The sequence below is a fragment of the Microbacterium resistens NBRC 103078 genome (genome assembly GCF_001552355.1).
GTDB classification, from domain to species: Bacteria; Actinomycetota; Actinomycetes; order Actinomycetales; family Microbacteriaceae; genus Microbacterium; species Microbacterium resistens.
Map to the genome: position 1 here is coordinate 15,596 of NZ_BCRA01000033.1, position 16,199 is coordinate 31,794.

Genomic DNA, 16,199 nt, shown 5'->3' on the forward strand with positions numbered 1-16,199 from the left:
GCCGTCCTACACCTGTCCGCGGGACTCTTCCGCGGGAGCGGGGAGCTCGGGCTCGCGCACGCGGCGACGGTCCGGTCGGAAGCCGTGTTCGACGCCCCACAGCACTGCCTCGGTACGCGAGCGCGCGCCGATCCGACGGTACGCGGACCGGATGAAGGTCTTCACGGAGTTGATCGAGAGGCGGGTGCGCTCGGCGATGTCGGCGTTGGAGAAGCCCTGCGTGATGAGCGCGAGGATCTCGGACTCGCGAGCGGTGAGGCCCTCCTCCCGGCCGGGCCAGTCCCCGCCCGTGGGAGCGGGTGCGCTCCGTCCGTCGACCCAGACCTGTGATCGCCCTGCATGGATCTCCCGCAACGCGGTGACGAGTTGTGCCGCGGTGACGCCCTTGGAGACGTAGCCTCCCGCGCCGTTGGTGATGGCGGCGCGGATCACGGATTCGTCGAGGACCCACGAGTACACCACCACGCGGCCGACTCGCGGGTTCGCGGACAGCTCGTGGACGTCCTCGCGGTCACCCTGCGTGGATGCGAACGTGTCGTACAGGGCGATGTCGACCTCGTCCGCCACGGGTGTGTTCAGATCCAGCTCGACGACCTGGATCACGTCCTGATAGGCGCGCATCATCCCGGCGAGACCGTGCGCGACCACCTCGTAGTCGTTCACCAGGGCGACGCGGAGCGCGGTCGCATCCGGATCGGCCGACGGTTCGTCCGAGCGGCGCGAGGAACCCCCTGGTGACATGGTCCCCACGGTACGGGGGAGCGGGCTGCCTGTCTTCACCCCTAGGGGTGAAGACGCTCTCGGCCCGGGCCGCTAGCGGCGTACGGGGTGCCGCTCGCTCCACGCGACGCGGATCTCGCGCTCGGCGAATCGCCATCCCTGTGCTGTCCGGCGGAAGCGATCGTGATAGCGGATGAGCAGCGTGAGGTCGACATGCCCGTCCTCGTTCGACAGGAGATGGTGCGCGGTGCAGGAGGTCTCCCCGGTCGCCTCGTCGCCGAGGAGGACGGAGCGGTGGTTCCCGAGGAAGTGGAACGTCTCGACGAAGCGGTCCAAGCGCGCGATGGCGGTGGCGATCTCGGCCCGTCCGGTGTGCGTCCCATCCGGAGCGCGCAGGACGCCGTCCGGGAGGAACAGGGCGGCGAGCTCCGCGCCCGCCCGCTCGTCCGCGCAGCGCGCGTAGCTCTCGACGAGATCGCGCAGCGAGAGCCGGTCCTCGACGTCGGTGATCCTCATCCGCGCACTCTATCGAGCGCTTGGTCGGTCCTCAACAGCGTCCGCCGCGGCCTCGGCGCGGCTCTCCTCCCGCAGCGCGATGGCCCGCAGCGCGGGGGTGCGCAGCGGGAGGACCATGATCAGCGCGAGTGACGCACCGTAGAGGGCGAACGGCATCCAGAGGGGGAGGGCGGACGCGAGAGCGCCGAAGCCGGCCATCGCGACGGGCATGAGGACGTCGTCGCCGAGTCGGGTCACCGACGACATGCGACCGAGATAGTCCGGCGCGACGGTCGCCGCGAACGTCGCGCCCAGCAGGACGGACGCGTACCCCGCGGTGAGTCCGATCACGAGACACGCCGCGCCGATCGCGACCGGGGAGCCGATCCCGAGGACCGCGATCGCCGCCCCCTGCGCGATGAGGGCGCGGAACGCGGCGACCGCCTCGCGGCGGGGACGGAATCGCACCACGGCGAGCGCACCGGCCAGCGCACCGCCGCCGACGAGCGCCTCGAAGAGCCCCACGGCTCCGGCGCCCCAGCCGTGGGCATGCGCCTGGAGGGCGAGGCCGATGGCGAGGGCGGGGCCGACGGCGAGGTTGAGCCCGGACAACGACAGGACGAGCGTGCGCGTGGCGGGCTCGCGCCGGAGATGGCCGAAGCCGCGGGCGACCCCGCGCAGCACCGACTCTCCGTCCGAGGACCGCGGCAGCGCGAAGCGCGCACGCAGCCAGAGGGCGAGGAAGGCGATCACGACGGTGAACGTCACCGCGTCGATCGCTGCGCTCCCGCCGATCCCGAACAGGGCGACGAGGAGGCCCCCGACGGCGGCGCCGGCCATCGTTCCCAGGCGGCCCAGCGTCTGGCTGAGCGCCGAATAGGCGGGCAGGTCGGCGGTCCGGACGAGCCGGCGCGGCATGGTCCCCGCGGCGGGCTCGTAGAAGGCGTCGCAGATCCCGAACGCCACCGTCGCGACGAGGAGCAGCCCGACCGTCGGCGCGGAGGACAACGCCCAGAGCGCCGCTCCGACCAGCACGGCCACGCGGATCCCGTTGAACAGCAGCATCATCCGCCGGGCGTCCGCCCGGTCCGCGACGGCCCCGCCCAGGATAAGGATCACCGCGCGCGGCACCGTCCCGGCGGCGATGACGAGCCCGGCGACGGCCGGTGAGGCGATCTGCACGGCCGTCCAGGCCACCGCGATGGTCCACACGGCGTCACCGGCGTCGGAGAGCGCTTTGACGACCAGCCACGACTGGACCATGCGGTCCCTTCGGAAGGGCGGCGGCTCGCGCAGAAGGCGCGGCTGGGGTGCGGTCGTCATCTCAGCCCTCCGTGGGGAATCCGTGTGCGAAGAAGAAGACCGGGATGCGCTCCCTGCCGTCTCCTCGGTCGATGTCGTGTGCCCAGTCGCGGACCACCGCGTTGATGCGGTCTCCGAGGGCCGCCAGTTCGCCCGGGGTCGCCCATGCGAGGGTGTCCGTGCTGAAGGCGTCGTAGCCGGGGGTCTCGGCCGACGGTCGTCGCCGAGCGCGCTGCAGTCGCTCGATCTGCGCGCGGATGTTCTGCCGTTCGGCCTCTCGGGCCAGGAGCGCGTCGGCGGGGGAGTCGGCGAAATCGTCGGCGGACCAGGTGAAGCCGCGTCGGGCCAGGCGCCACCAGCTGGCACGCCGGTCGCCGTCGGGCGCCTCTGCGCGCTCCACGACCCCGGCGCGTTCCAGCATCCTCAGGTGGTGGCTGATGCTGCCGACCTGTGCGTCGAGGCGCCGTGCCAGCACGGTGACCTGCGCCGTGTCGTGGAGCACGAGGTGGTCGACGATGCGTCGCCGGAGCGGGTGGTGCACGGCGGTGATGACGGAGATCTGTTCCACGCCGACCACGGTAGGGCGGGGATCCGAATTCGACAAGAGTTCTTGTATACCCCGGAAAATCAGGGAACAGGCGCATTCTCACCCACGCGTTCAGGATCCGGGGAGATCGATCAGGAACCGAGAAGTGACGCCGTGGGGATCCGCGTAGCCTCGGATCCGTACCGGGCGGGAGCGCCCGGGCCACGGACACGATGATGACGGAGGAGACATGGCCAAGGACGAGGCTTCTGCGGGGCTGAGCAAGGAGGAGCGCGAGGCGGTCAAGCAGCGCGCGAAGGAGCTGCGCGAGCAGGAGAAGGCGGGGAAGAACCGTGCCGCGGGCGAGAAGGCGGTGAAGGAGGCCATCGACGCCCTGGAGCCCGAGGACAGGGTGCTCGGCGACGGTCTGTACCGGGTGGTCTCCTCCGTGGCGCCCGATCTCGTGCCGAAGACCTACTACGGGATGCCTGGGTTCGCCAACGGCGAGGGCAAGATCGTCGTCTTCCTCTCGCCCGCGAAGAAGTTCAACACCCGCTACGCGACGATCGGGTTCGAGGATCGCGCCGCGCTCGACGACGGCGACATGTGGCCGGTCGGGTTCGCGGTGCGCTCGTGGACGCCGGAGGTCGAGGAGCGGGTCACGGACCTGGTCCGCCGCGCCGTGAGCTGACCGCACGACGACGCCCGCCGATCGGGGATCGGCGGGCGTCGCGTCGGATCAGGCGCGGTCGACCGTCTCCGCGCGGGCCGGGTGACGACGCCGGCGGAGGCGGATCACTCCCCAGACGACGAGGGCGGCGGCTCCGGCGATCACCAGCCACGGCAGCAGGAACCCGAGGGCGACCACGAGACCGTTGAGGGTGGCGATGAGCCCGGTCCAGCCCGCGGCGAGTCCGTCGCCGAATCCGGCCGGGTCCGCCTTCACGGGATCCGCCGTCCGGGTGAGCGAGACGGACAGCGTGGACATGTCGACCTGCGTCTCGAGATCCTTGAGCTGCTGCTCGTATCCCTCCAGTTGCGCCTGGCGGTCGGTGAGAGCGGTCTCGGCGGCCAGCAGGTCGGCGACGGAACCCGCCTGCGCCATGAGCTCGGTGAGGCGCTGCACGGACGCCCGCGAGGAATCGATCCGGGCGCGAAGGTCCACGGCGACGGCGGTCACATCGCTCTTGCCGACGGACGTGGCGGTCACCTCGCCGAGGGATCCCAGCTCGTCCATCAGGGCGGCGAGGTCCGCCGCGGGCACGCGCACGGTGAGCCAGCCGTAGTCGTCGCCGCGGGGAAGGGCCGGTTCGCTCGGCGCCGCCCGGTCGCCGTCGGCGGCCGGGTCGCCGCCCGCGCCGATGTCCTGGCTCTCGACGAACCCGCCGTGCTTCTCGGCGAGGGTCGAGAGGGTCTCGGCGGCCGCGCGGATGTCGTCCACCCGGACCGTGGCGGATCCCGTCTGGATGATCTCGCGCTCGGCGGGCGCACCGGGATCCGCGCCCTTGACGGCCGAGCCGGCGTCGCTCTGTGCTTCGGTGTCGTAGGTGACCCCGCCGCCGGCGCTCTCCGGCGCGGGCGCGCCGCCGGAGTCCTCGGCCACCGAGGTCGCGAACGAGCCCGACGCGCCGCCGAGACCGTTCACGACGGCGGGGGTGACCATCACGCCGACCACGAAGGCCGCAGCGATCCCCCCGGCGGTGAGCCAGCCTCGGCGACGGCGGGATTGGGAGCGTTCGGCCTTCTTCCGGTCCGCGGTCCGCTCGTCGGCGATCCGCTCGAACACCGCCTCCTCGATGCGCGCGACGCTGTCGTCCGGGAGGTCGGGAAGGGTGATGTCGGGGGTCTGGGCGTTCATGCGGGTTCCGTTCCGGTCACGGCTCCGCGCAGGCGGGTGCGCACGCGGGAGAGACGGTTGCGGACGACGGCGTGGCCGACCCCGAGCTCGTCGGCGGCGGCCTGGTAGGCATAGCCCTCGGCGGCGCAGAGGCGGAAGATCTCGCGGTCGAGCTCGCTCATCCCCGCGAGCTCGCGGGTGATCCGATCCGCCAGCTCGGCGCTGATGACCTGCTGCTCCACGTCCACGGTCGCGGGCAGGGTCTCGTCCAGGCCGTCCTGCGTCCGGGACTCGTCTCGGATCCGCCGGCGCAGACGGTTGGCCGCCTGGAACCGGCAGATCGTGGCGAGCCAGGGCAGCACGGAGTCGCCGGCGAGGACGAGTCCCGGGAGCTTGCGCCACGCGACGACGAACGTCTCCTGGACCACGTCCTCGGCATCCGCCGGGGATCCGAGGATGCCGTGGGCGATCCAGTACACCGGCCGCACGTAGGCGCGATACAGCGCGCGGAACGCGTGCTCGCTACCTTCGGCCGCTCGCGCGACCAGTGCCTGGTCGTCCGTCGCCTCTGTCATTCCCGCTCCGTTCGGTGTCTCTCACCGGGAAGTGTCGCGTGTGCGGGAATCGTCTCAGATCCGGATCGGGACCGGTGCGGATCGGTGCCGGATCGTGTCCGGCTCAGTGCGCCGCGGGGGCGGCCGGCTTGGCAGCGGTGTGGGACGACATCCGGTCGATCCAGGCGAGCGCGAGCGCGGAGACGATGAACACCATGTGGATGACGACCTGCCACAGCACGCCGACGGGGGTGTACTTGTCCCCGCTGTGGACGGTGCCGTTCTCGGTCATCCCGCCCACCTCGATGAAGGTCTTCAGCAGGTGGATCGACGAGATGCCGATGATGGCCATCGCGAGCTTGACCTTCAGCACGTTCGCGTTGACGTGGGAGAGCCACTCGGGCTGATCCGGGTGGCCGTCCACGTGGATCCGCGAGACGAAGGTCTCGTAGCCGCCGATGATCACCATGATGAGTAGGTTCGCGATCATGACCACGTCAATGAGGCCGAGGACGGCCAGCATGATCTCGGACTCGACGAGCTCCTTGCCGGCGAACACCTTCTCGACGAGGTGCCACAGCTCGATCATGAACACCACGACGTAGACCGCCTGCGCGACGATCAGCCCGAGGTACAGCGGCGCCTGGAGCCATCTGCTGACGAAGATGAGCGAGGCGATGGCGCGCGCCCAGGGGTTGCGGTCTGTGGTCTCGAGCGGCGCTTCGGCGTTCGGCGTCTCTGTCACGCCGACCATTTCACCACGAGCGGCGGCCGGTGCACGACGCTCGGTCCGGTACGATGTTCAGGCGAGAGGGAGTATCCCGCTTCCGCGCGGTCGTCATCACGAGCATCGTCATCGCTGCTCCGGACGCGCGACGCACTCCGGTGCGGGGGAGAGACTTTCGGCTCTTGACCGACCCTTTCGAAAGGTGCATCGCGCCCGTGGACATCCCTGTCTGGTTCGAGGTCACGTCGCTGATCGTGCTGACGCTGATCCTCGTCGGAGACCTGCTGCTCATCCTGAAGCGGCCCCATATCCCTTCCACGAAGGAATCGGCCCTCTGGGTCACCTTCTACGTCACCCTCGCGCTGATCTTCGCCGGGCTCCTGTTCCTCATGGGGGACACCAAGGACTCGGTCGACTTCCTCACCGGGTGGGCGATGGAGTACAGCCTCTCCATCGACAACCTGTTCGTCTTCGTGCTGATCATGACGCAGTTCTCGGTGCCTCGGCGCTATCAGCAGGAGGTGCTGATGGTGGGGATCATCATCGCCCTGGTGCTGCGGGCGATCTTCATCCTCATCGTCGGCGCGGCGGTCGAGCACCTGAGCCCGATCTTCTATCTCTTCGGGGCGTTCCTCATCTTCACGGCCATCCGCCAGGCGATGCCGGAGAAGCACGAGGACGACGAGCAGACGGAGAACTTCATCATCCGGATGCTCCGCCGCGGGATCGACATCAGCGACAACTACGACGGGGCCAAGCTCCGCACGGTCGTGGACGGCAAGAAGATGTTCACCCCGATGCTCATCGTGTTCGTCTCCATCGGTGTGACCGATCTGATGTTCGCGGTCGACTCGATCCCCGCGATCTACGGCGTCACGCAGAACCCGTTCCTCGTCTTCACCGCGAACCTGTTCGCGCTGATGGGTCTGCGCCAGCTCTACTTCCTGCTCGGCGACCTGCTGGAGAAGCTGCGCTACCTGCACTACGGCGTCGCGTTCATCCTGGGCTTCATCGGCATCAAGCTGATCCTGCACGCCATGAACCACAACGAGCTGCCGTTCATCAACGGCGGCCACCCGATCGAGTGGGCGCCGGACATCAACAACTGGGTCTCCCTCGGCGTGATCTTCGCCTCCATGGCCGTGGCGACCGTGGCGAGCCTCATCGCGTCCTCGCGTGACAAGAAGCAGGAGAAGCGGGACCTCGCCGTCACGGAGTGACGTCCGCGGTCCGAGGCGCCTGCGTGCCGGTGTAAACTGACCGGCATGCAGGCGCCGGCGCTTCTCCTTAGCAGCCGCGACGAGACCTCGATCAGCTAGGCCATCCTCGTCGCGGAGTCCGCTCTGGCCATACGCCGACAACAGGAGACAGCGACACATGACCAACGACGCGACGACCGCGCCGACGCGCCCCCGCACCCTGGCCGAGAAGGTCTGGGACGACCACCTCGTGGTCAAGGGCGAGAACGGCGAGCCGGACCTCATCTACATCGACCTGCACCTGGTGCACGAGGTCACGAGCCCGCAGGCCTTCGACGGGCTGCGCACGGAGGGGCGGCCGCTCCGGCGCCTCGACCTCACGATCGCGACCGAGGACCACAACACCCCGACCCTGGCGATCGACAAGCCCATCGCCGACCTCACCAGCCGCACGCAGATCGAGACCCTGCGCCGCAACGCCGAGGAGTTCGGCGTGCGCCTGCACTCGCTGGGCGATGCCGAGCAGGGCATCGTGCACGTCGTCGGGCCGCAGCTCGGCCTGACGATGCCCGGCATCACCGTCGTCTGCGGCGACTCGCACACCTCGACGCACGGCGCGTTCGGCGCCATGGCGTTCGGGATCGGCACCAGCGAGGTCGAGCACGTCATGGCGACCCAGACCCTGCCGCTGAAGCCGTTCAAGACGATGGCGATCAACGTCGAGGGGACGCTGCGCCCCGGGGTCACGGCGAAGGACATCATCCTCGCCGTGATCGCCAAGATCGGCACCGGCGGCGGGCAGGGCTACGTCCTGGAGTACCGGGGCAGCGCCATCCGCGCGCTGTCGATGGAAGGCCGCATGACGATCTGCAACATGTCGATCGAGGCGGGTGCCCGCGCCGGCATGGTGGCTCCGGACGAGACGACCTTCGCGTACGTGAAGGGCAAGCCGCATGCCCCGCAGGGGCAGGACTGGGACGACGCCGTCGCCTATTGGCGGACGCTCCCGACGGACGAGGGCGCCGAGTTCGACGCGGAGGTCTTCATCGACGCGGACGCGCTGGAGCCGTTCGTGACCTGGGGGACCAACCCGGGCCAGGGCAGCTCCCTGTCCTCGTCCGTCCCGGATCCGTCCGCGATCGAGGACCCGAACGAGCGCGCCGCCGCCGAGCGGGCCCTGGAGTACATGGACCTGGCGCCCGGGACGCCGCTGAAGGACGTGAAGGTCGACGCGGTCTTCATGGGTTCCTGCACGAACAGCCGGATCGAGGACCTGCGGGCCTTCGCGTCCATCATCAAGGGCAAGCAGAAGGCCGAGGGCGTCCGGGTGATGGTCGTCCCGGGCTCGGCCCGCGTCCGCCTGGAGGCCGAGGCCGAAGGGATCGACAAGATCGTCGAGGAGTTCGGCGGCGAATGGCGGTTCGCCGGCTGCTCGATGTGCCTGGGCATGAACCCCGATCAGCTCGCCCCGGGCGAGCGCTGCGCCTCCACTTCCAACCGCAACTTCGAGGGCAGGCAGGGCAAGGGCGGGCGCACGCACCTCGTGTCGCCGCTCGTCGCCGCCGCCACCGCGGTGCGCGGCACCCTGTCCAGCCCGAGCGACCTGGTCGAGCAGGAGGCCTGAATCATGGAGAAGTTCACCACGCACACCGGCGTCGCCGCTCCGCTGAAGCGCTCCAACGTCGACACCGACCAGATCATCCCGGCCGTGTTCCTCAAGCGCGTCACCAAGACCGGGTTCGACGACGCCCTGTTCCACGCCTGGCGGCAGGATCCGGAGTTCGTCCTCAACCAGGAGCCGTTCGCGAAGGCGTCCGTCCTCGTCGCGGGGCCCGATTTCGGCACCGGCTCCAGTCGTGAGCATGCGGTCTGGGCGCTGCGCGACTACGGCTTCAAGGTCGTCCTGAGCCCCCGGTTCGCCGACATCTTCCGGGGCAACTCGGGCAAGCAGGGCCTTCTGGCCGCGACCGTCGACGAGGCCGACATCGAGCGGATCTGGGCGCTGATCGACGAGGAGCCCGGTCGCGAGATCACGGTCGACCTCGTCGAGCGCACCGCCGTGATCGGCGACTTCCAGGCCTCCATCGGCATCGACGATTACACTAGATGGCGGCTCCTCGAAGGGCTCGATGACATCGGGCTCACCCTGCGCAACGAAGACAAGATCGCGCAGTTCGAGGCCCGCCGCGAGTCGTGGCGGCCACGGACCCTGCCCGTTCGCTGAGCGGGGAGCGTGGGCCGGGGGCACCTCCGCCCCGGCGGCTCCGGCCGCGCTCCGCGTGAAGAAGAAGAGGCCCAGGGAATGACGACACCGCTGCACGACACCACCTCCGTCGGTTCGGTACCCTCGCTCACCGGTGACGTGCTGGCGATCCGCGGCGGGCGGCCCCTGCGCGGTCGCGTGGACGTCAAGGGCGCGAAGAACCTGGCCACCAAGGCCATGGTCGCGACGCTCCTCGGCGAGACCCCCAGCACGCTGCGCGATGTGCCGGACCTCAGCGACGTGGCGGTCGTCCGCTCGCTGCTGGAGGTGCACGGCGTCCGCGTGGCGGTCGGGGATGAGCCGGGCTCGCTGACGTTCGACCCGAGCGGGGTCGAGTCGGCGCACATGGAGGAGATCGACGCCCACGCCGGCGCGTCGCGCATCCCGATCCTGTTCTGCGGCCCGCTGCTGCACCGTCTCGGCCAGGCGTTCATCCCCGACCTCGGCGGCTGCCGCATCGGCGACCGGCCGATCGACTTCCACCTCGACGCGCTGCGCAAGTTCGGCGCGGTCGTGGAGAAGCTGCCGAGCGGCATCCGCCTGTCCGCGCCGCACGGGCTGCGCGGCGCGAACATCCACCTGCCGTACCCGAGCGTCGGCGCCACGGAGCAGGTGCTGCTGACGGCGGTGCGCGCCGAGGGCACGACCGAGCTGCGCAACGCCGCCATCGAGCCGGAGATCATGGACCTGATCGCCGTGCTGCAGAAGATGGGCGCGATCATCTCCTACGAGCCCAACCGCGTCATCCTCATCGAGGGCGTGCCCACGCTCCGCGGCTACGACCACCGCTCCATCTTCGACCGCAACGAGGCCGCGTCCTGGGCGTCCGCGGCCCTCGCGACCGACGGCGAGATCTTCGTCGGCGGCGCCCGTCAGCAGGAGATGCTCACGTTCCTCAACGTGTTCCGCAAGGCCGGCGGCTGGTTCGACGTCCAGGAGGACGGCATCCTCTTCCGCCGCGAGGGCGAGCTGCGCCCCGTCGTCGTGGAGACCGACGTGCACCCCGGGTTCATGACGGACTGGCAGCAGCCGCTCGTCGTCGCGCTGACCCAGGCGCACGGCCGCTCCATCGTGCACGAGACGGTGTACGAGAACCGCATGGGCTTCACCGACGCGCTGGTCAAGATGGGCGCCGACATCGTCGTGCACCCCCACGGGCTGCAGGACGGGCCTCGCCGGGTGGCGCGCCGTGCCCTGGAGCAGGCGGCGGTCATCACCGGGCCGACGCCGCTGCACGGCGCCGACATCGTCGTCCCGGACCTCCGCGGCGGGTACAGCCACGTGATCGCCGCGCTGACGGCGTCGGGCGAGTCCACCGTGTCGGGGGTGGACATCCTCAGCCGCGGCTACGAGAAGTTCATCAGCAAGCTGGACGCCCTGGGGGCCGACTTCGACGTCGTCGGCTGAGCGGAGGGCCTCGAAGGACATGGGCAGAGCCTCTCGGGAGAAGACCCGCCCCAGCCTGTTCTGGCTGCTGGCGGTGTTCGTCGTCCCCTTCGTGTCGTTCGCTGCGAAGCTGGAGTTCCGCGGGCGCGACAAGCTGCCCAAGGACGGCGCGTTCGTCCTCGCTCCGAACCACTACTCGGAGTTCGATCCGCTGATCGTCGCCGTCGCGGTGTGGCGGCTCGGTCGCGCGCCGCGGTTCATGGCGAAGGAGAGCCTGTTCCGCGTCCCGGTCCTCGGCTGGGCCCTGCGGAAGACGGGAATGATCCCCGTGGCGCGGAGCTCGTCCGCGTCCGCCGCCAAGCTGACCCTGAAGCAGTCCGCCGAGCTCGTGGAGCACGGGCGCGGCGTGATCGTCTACCCCGAGGGCACGCTCACCCGCGATCCGGACCTCTGGCCGATGCGCGGCAAGTCCGGTGCGGTGCGCCTGGCGCTCGCGGGCGACATCCCGCTGATCCCGATGGTGCAGTGGGGTACCCAGGAGATCATGGGCCGCTACGCCAAGGGGCTGAGCCTGTGGCCGCCGCGCAAGCGCGTGCAGGTGGTCGTCGGAGATCCGGTGGACCTGTCCGACCTGCGCGAGCGCGCGGGGGAACGCGGCACGCTCACCGAGGCCACCGACCGTCTGATGGCGGCCATCACGGCGCTCCTCGAAGAGGTCCGCGGCGAGAAGGCTCCTGCGCAGCGCTGGAACCCGTCCGAGCACGGTCAGAGGGAGACAGGTCGCCTTGACTCGTAAGCAGACGCCCGCGCCCGTGGCCGGGCCGCGTGTGACCGTCATCGGCGCGGGGAGCTGGGGGACCACCTTCGGCAAGATCCTCGCCGACGGCGGGGCGCAGGTCACCATGTGGGCCCGTCGGCCGGAGCTCGCGCACGAGATCGCCGAGGCCAAGCGCAACTCGCAGTACCTGTCCGGCATCAACCTGCCGCGATCGATGACGGCGACCCACGAGCTCTCGGCGGCGCTCGACGGCGCGGAGCAGGTGTACCTGTCGGTGCCGAGCCAGTCGCTGCGGGAGAACCTCAAGGCGCTGCGTCCGCTGCTCGCGGGCTCCGACGCGCCGGTGGTGAGCCTGATGAAGGGCGTCGAGCGGCGCAGCGGCCTGCGGATGAGCCAGGTGATCGAGCAGGAGCTGCGCTGCGATCCCGACCGCATCGCCGTGGCGAGCGGGCCGAACCTCGCGCTGGAGATCGCCCGTGAGCAGCCCACGGCCGCCGTGATCGCCTCGAACAGCCAGGAGACGGCGGACATCGTCGCGCGGGCAGCGCGCAACCGGTACTTCCGCAGCTTCGTGAACACCGACGTCGTCGGCACGGAGTTCGGCGGCGTCCTCAAGAACCTCATCGCCGTCGCGATCGGGATCGTGGACGGCGTGGGGTACGGCGAGAACACGAAGGCGTCGATCATCACCCGCGGGCTCGTGGAGATGACCGACTTCGCCGTCGCGAACGGCGCTCAGCCCGAGACGCTGCAGGGCCTGGCGGGGCTCGGCGACCTCATCGCCACCTGCCAGTCGCCGCTCAGCCGCAACAACACCGCCGGGCGCCTGCTCGGCCAGGGATACGGCTACCAGGACGTGGTCAAGCAGATGCAGCAGACGGCCGAAGGACTCGCCTCCGTCGCGCCCGTGCTGCAGCTGGCCCGCGCCGCCGGCGTGGAGATGCCGATCGTCGAGCAGGTCAAGATGGTGCTGGACGGCACCATGGACCCGCGCGACATCGCCCCGCATCTGACCACCGACGACGACACCCCTCAGGGGGAGAGGACCCAGAATGGACAAGCAGGCGGTGGTGGTGCTCTTCGGCGGGCGCTCCAGCGAGCATTCGATCAGTTCCGCAACGGCGGGAGGGGTGCTTCGAGCGATCGATCGTGATCGCTTCGACGTGATCCCGGTCGGGATCACTCGGGAGGGCGCGTTCGTCCTGGAGGACGACGACCCGGACAAGTTCCCTCTGGACGCCGCACACCTGCCGGAGGTCGTCGACAACGGCACCCGCGTGCAGTGGCCGGAGCCCGGCGGGATCCGCACGCTGCGGGTGATCCGTCCCGGCGGCGAGGCGCACGACCTCGGCGAGATCGACGTGGTGCTGCCTCTGCTGCACGGCCCGCACGGCGAGGACGGGACCCTGCAGGGCTTCTTCGACACGCTCGAGGTCCCGTACGCCGGCGGCGGCGTGCTCGATTCGGCGCTGTGCATGGACAAGCACTTCATGAAGGTCGCGCTGCAGGCCGCGGGCATCGCCGTGGCGCCGTGGGTCACGGTGCGCCGCCGGGAGTGGGACGCCGCGCCCGAGGACGTCCGTGCCTCGGCGGCGGAGCTCGGACTCCCCGTGTTCGTGAAGCCCGCCCGCGCGGGTTCGAGCGTCGGCGTCTCCAAGGTCGAGAACGCCGCCGATCTCGACGACGCCCTGGCGATGGCGTTCGCGGAGGACGACAAGGTCCTCATCGAGACCGGTGTCGTCGGACGGGAGATCGAGGTCGCGATCCTGGAAGGCGCCGAGGGCCCGCGGGCCTCGGTCCCCGGGGAGATCGTGCTGACCTCCCGGGGCTTCTACGACTTCGAGGGGAAGTACCTCGGCGGCGACGGGGTCGACGTGGTGTGCCCTGCCGAGCTGGACGGCGACCAGGTCGCCGCGATCCAGGCCGCGGGGGTGCGTGCGTTCGAGGCGGTCGACGGGCGCGGCCTCGCCCGTGTCGACATGTTCCTCACGGCGGAGAACGGGATCGTCGTCAACGAGCTGAACACGATGCCGGGATTCACCCCGATCTCGATGTTCCCCAAGTGCTGGATCGCCAGCGGGCTGTCGTACCGGGAGCTGATCTCGGAGCTGATCGACGCGGGCCTGCGTCGCTGATCGGACCGTCGGCGGGAGAGGGGGCGCTCCCGCCGCCCAGGTTCAGCCCTGGGCGTCGTCCTGGAGCGCGTCCGGCTCCGTGCAGCGGTTCTCCGCGGGGATGGTCCCGATGGCCGCCGCGAGACTCTTGTTGCCCACGACGTCGTTGGCGCTGAGGCCCTTGTTCGGCTCGTCCGGCTTCGTGTTGACGTAGAGCTGGACGGCGGGCTCCCGCCCGTACGTGGTCAGGCGCAGCCAGGGCCGCTCGGAGACGTCGACGAGCCAGTCGATGCCCTCCGCGGTGACGCACTGCAGCTCGCTCGTGGGCTGCGCCTTCGGCAGGCCGCAGACGAGGAGCACGGCCGACGGCTGTCCGGGAACGCCCCAGGCCGCGGTGGCCTGTGCGTCGGTCCACCGGCGTTCCTGCTCGCCGATCGAGGGGACGTTCTGCAGGCGGACGGAGACCTCGGCGCACGCGGGGTCGTTCGCCGCTTCGGCCGGCTCCAGGTGCACGGTGGAGGAGCACCCGGTGAGGACGGCTGCTCCGCCGACGACCGTGAGGAGGGCGGCGAGCAGTCGGCGGGGCATGAGTCCAGGCTACCGTGGGAGCCATGCCCCGCCTCCCAGGCTCCGCCGCCGCGGATCCCGACGACCCCCGTATCTCCGACGTCTCCGAGGGCGCGCTGCTGCGCGCGATCCTGGCGCGCACTCCCGCGGCGGAGCTGGCCCTGATCGGTCCCGGTGACGACGCGGCCGTGCTCGCCGCTCCGTCCGGATCCGTGGTCGCGACGACCGACACCCTGGTGCACGGCCCCGACTTCCGCCTGGCGTGGTCGAGCGGCTACGACCTGGGGTGGAAGGCCGCAGCGGTGAACCTCGCCGATGTCGCCGCGATGGGTGCCCGTCCCACGGCGCTGCTCGTGGCCCTCGCGATCCCCCGGGAGATGACGGTGTCGTTCGTGGAGCGCCTGGCCGACGGCCTGCGCGACGCCTGCGCTGCGCTGGCCCCGGGGTGCGCCGTCGTCGGGGGCGATCTCACGACGTCCGACGTGCTGACGATCGCGGTCACGGCGCTGGGCGATCTCGACGGGCGGGCACCGGTGACGCGGGCGGGCGCCCGCGTCGGCGACACGGTCGCGCTCGCCGGCGAGGCGGGGGCGGCCGGAGCCGGGCTCGCCATCCTGTTCCAGCGGTTCCGGCGCGGCGGCGAACCGGTCCCGGTGGACGGGGCCTCGCTCGGCCCGGGGGAGCGGGAGCTCGTGGACGCCCAGCTGCGACCGGCGCCGCCGGTGGGACTGGGGCCGGTCGCCGCGATGGCCGGAGCGACGGCGATGATGGACGTCTCGGACGGGCTGGCCCTGGACGCTCGTCGGATGGCGGAGGCCTCGGGCGTCACCCTGGAGCTCCGACGCGACGCGCTCGGACCGGCTCCGGACCGTGCGCTGGCCGGCGGCGAGGACCACGCCCTGCTCGCCACGTTCCCCCCGGGTGCCCTGCCTCCCGGATTCCGGGAGATCGGCCGGGTGGTCCCGGCGCGGGCGGAGGCCCGGGTGACGTGCGACGACGAACCGGTCGACGTCGCGGGGTGGGACCCCTACCGCGACTGGGACGCCGCGTCGGGCTGACCCGTTTCGTCGTCCGCGTCGCCCGCGTCGTCGTCCGAGGCGGGCTCCGCCCACCACACGCGGGTGTCCCCGTAGGCGCGCTCGCGGACGAGGACCAGCCCGGCGGCGTCGAGCTCCGGAGGGGCGGCGCGCTTGGCGCGTTCCACGACGACGAGGGCCTCCGGCGAGAGCAGGGGCGCGAGGGCCACGAGATCCGCTGTCATGACCGTGTCGTCGAGGTCGTATGGCGGATCGGTGAACACGAGGTCGTACGGTCCCGCGGCGCGAGAGAGGAAGGCGCGGACCGTGCTCTCGTGGACCCGCGCGGGGGCGCTGCGCGCGCTCCCCAGCGCCTTCGCGACGCGCTGGGCGTTCCGGCGCACGACGCCCGCAGCCGGGCGGGAGCGCTCGACGAGATCCGCGCTCGCCGCGCCACGGCTCAACGCCTCCAGGCCCAGCGCGCCGGAGCCGGCGTAGAGGTCGAGCACTCGGGCCCCCTCGATCGCATCCGCCGACTCCAGAGCCGCGAAGAGCGACTCGCGGACGCGGTCGCTGGTGGGGCGGGTCCCGCTCGCCGGCACGTCCAGACGCAGGCCGCCTGCGGCTCCCGCGATGATTCTCGTCACCCGGCGAGCCTAGCCCGCGGCCGGACGCGCTCCCTCCCGGCCCGCGGATCCGTGTCGGTGCGCGACCC

The 16,199-nt window shown here is 71.0% G+C and carries 18 protein-coding genes; 9 read left to right on the forward strand and 9 right to left on the reverse strand.

Annotated elements, in window-relative coordinates; translation table 11 throughout:
- Window positions 1–6 precede the first annotated feature (6 nt).
- The 4 genes from MR1_RS07060 to MR1_RS07075 form a co-directional block, all read right to left on the reverse strand.
- Window positions 7–741, reverse strand: coding sequence for a response regulator transcription factor (locus tag MR1_RS07060; protein ID WP_067244419.1), 735 nt, complete (start codon window positions 739–741; stop codon window positions 7–9).
- Between the two features lie 72 nt (window positions 742–813).
- On the reverse strand, window positions 814–1,236 hold the full coding sequence (locus tag MR1_RS07065) for a nuclear transport factor 2 family protein (RefSeq protein WP_067244421.1): 423 nt from the start codon (window positions 1,234–1,236) through the stop codon (window positions 814–816).
- A 9-nt stretch (window positions 1,237–1,245) separates the two neighbouring features.
- A complete protein-coding gene (locus MR1_RS07070) occupies window positions 1,246–2,538 on the reverse strand; it encodes an MFS transporter (protein ID WP_067244423.1) in 1,293 nt (430 codons plus the stop codon).
- Between the two features lies 1 nt (window position 2,539).
- Window positions 2,540–3,085 (reverse strand): helix-turn-helix domain-containing protein, encoded by a 546-nt coding sequence (locus MR1_RS07075; protein ID WP_067244501.1) that lies wholly within the window; start codon window positions 3,083–3,085, stop codon window positions 2,540–2,542.
- A gap of 208 nt (window positions 3,086–3,293) precedes the next feature.
- Between MR1_RS07075 and MR1_RS07080 the strand changes: the two genes are divergently transcribed.
- On the forward strand, window positions 3,294–3,734 hold the full coding sequence (locus MR1_RS07080; protein WP_067244425.1) for a hypothetical protein: 441 nt from the start codon (window positions 3,294–3,296) through the stop codon (window positions 3,732–3,734).
- A 48-nt stretch (window positions 3,735–3,782) separates the two neighbouring features.
- Here MR1_RS07080 and MR1_RS07085 read toward each other — a convergent pair whose 3' ends face one another.
- The 3 genes from MR1_RS07085 to MR1_RS07095 all read right to left on the reverse strand — a co-directional run bounded on the left by MR1_RS07085 (window position 3,783) and on the right by MR1_RS07095 (window position 6,179).
- A complete protein-coding gene (locus tag MR1_RS07085) occupies window positions 3,783–4,901 on the reverse strand; it encodes a DUF4349 domain-containing protein (RefSeq protein WP_067244427.1) in 1,119 nt (372 codons plus the stop codon).
- Window positions 4,898–5,455, reverse strand: a complete 558-nt coding sequence (locus MR1_RS07090) for an RNA polymerase sigma factor (RefSeq protein ID WP_067244430.1) — start codon at window positions 5,453–5,455, stop codon at window positions 4,898–4,900. The genes MR1_RS07085 and MR1_RS07090 overlap by 4 nt, the downstream gene beginning before the upstream one ends.
- Window positions 5,456–5,558: 103 nt before the next feature.
- Entirely contained in the window at window positions 5,559–6,179 is a 621-nt protein-coding gene (locus MR1_RS07095; RefSeq protein ID WP_067244504.1) for a TIGR00645 family protein, read from the reverse strand.
- A gap of 197 nt (window positions 6,180–6,376) precedes the next feature.
- On the opposite strand from MR1_RS07095, the gene MR1_RS07100 reads away from it, so the two are divergent.
- The 7 genes from MR1_RS07100 (at window position 6,377) to MR1_RS07130 (ending at window position 13,922) form a co-directional block, all read left to right on the forward strand.
- Window positions 6,377–7,381, forward strand: coding sequence for a TerC family protein (locus MR1_RS07100; protein ID WP_067244432.1), 1,005 nt, complete (start codon window positions 6,377–6,379; stop codon window positions 7,379–7,381).
- A 157-nt stretch (window positions 7,382–7,538) separates the two neighbouring features.
- Window positions 7,539–8,984 (forward strand): 3-isopropylmalate dehydratase large subunit, encoded by a 1,446-nt coding sequence (gene leuC / locus MR1_RS07105; RefSeq protein WP_067244435.1) that lies wholly within the window; start codon window positions 7,539–7,541, stop codon window positions 8,982–8,984.
- A 3-nt stretch (window positions 8,985–8,987) separates the two neighbouring features.
- Window positions 8,988–9,584, forward strand: coding sequence for a 3-isopropylmalate dehydratase small subunit (leuD, locus tag MR1_RS07110; RefSeq protein WP_067244437.1), 597 nt, complete (start codon window positions 8,988–8,990; stop codon window positions 9,582–9,584).
- Window positions 9,585–9,662: 78 nt separating this feature from the next.
- Window positions 9,663–11,030 (forward strand): UDP-N-acetylglucosamine 1-carboxyvinyltransferase, encoded by a 1,368-nt coding sequence (gene murA, locus MR1_RS07115; protein ID WP_067244440.1) that lies wholly within the window; start codon window positions 9,663–9,665, stop codon window positions 11,028–11,030.
- 19 nt (window positions 11,031–11,049) lie between these two features.
- Window positions 11,050–11,805 (forward strand): lysophospholipid acyltransferase family protein, encoded by a 756-nt coding sequence (locus MR1_RS07120; protein ID WP_067244442.1) that lies wholly within the window; start codon window positions 11,050–11,052, stop codon window positions 11,803–11,805.
- Window positions 11,795–12,940, forward strand: coding sequence for an NAD(P)H-dependent glycerol-3-phosphate dehydrogenase (locus MR1_RS07125; protein WP_067244444.1), 1,146 nt, complete (start codon window positions 11,795–11,797; stop codon window positions 12,938–12,940). The genes MR1_RS07120 and MR1_RS07125 overlap by 11 nt, the downstream gene beginning before the upstream one ends.
- Entirely contained in the window at window positions 12,840–13,922 is a 1,083-nt protein-coding gene (locus tag MR1_RS07130) for a D-alanine--D-alanine ligase family protein (RefSeq protein WP_067244447.1), read from the forward strand. Before MR1_RS07125 ends, MR1_RS07130 begins: the two co-directional genes overlap by 101 nt.
- Window positions 13,923–13,964: 42 nt before the next feature.
- Here MR1_RS07130 and MR1_RS07135 read toward each other — a convergent pair whose 3' ends face one another.
- Window positions 13,965–14,489, reverse strand: coding sequence for a hypothetical protein (locus MR1_RS07135; protein WP_067244449.1), 525 nt, complete (start codon window positions 14,487–14,489; stop codon window positions 13,965–13,967).
- 23 nt (window positions 14,490–14,512) lie between these two features.
- Here MR1_RS07135 and thiL point away from each other — a divergent pair, with 23 nt between their 5' ends.
- Window positions 14,513–15,526: a thiamine-phosphate kinase gene (gene thiL, locus MR1_RS07140; RefSeq protein ID WP_067244451.1), complete on the forward strand. Its 1,014-nt coding sequence runs from the start codon at window positions 14,513–14,515 to the stop codon at window positions 15,524–15,526.
- On the opposite strand, the gene rsmD is transcribed toward thiL, so the two are convergent.
- Window positions 15,496–16,131, reverse strand: a complete 636-nt coding sequence (gene rsmD / locus MR1_RS07145; RefSeq protein WP_067244454.1) for a 16S rRNA (guanine(966)-N(2))-methyltransferase RsmD — start codon at window positions 16,129–16,131, stop codon at window positions 15,496–15,498. The genes thiL and rsmD overlap by 31 nt on opposite strands.
- Between the last annotated feature and the right edge of the window lie 68 nt (window positions 16,132–16,199).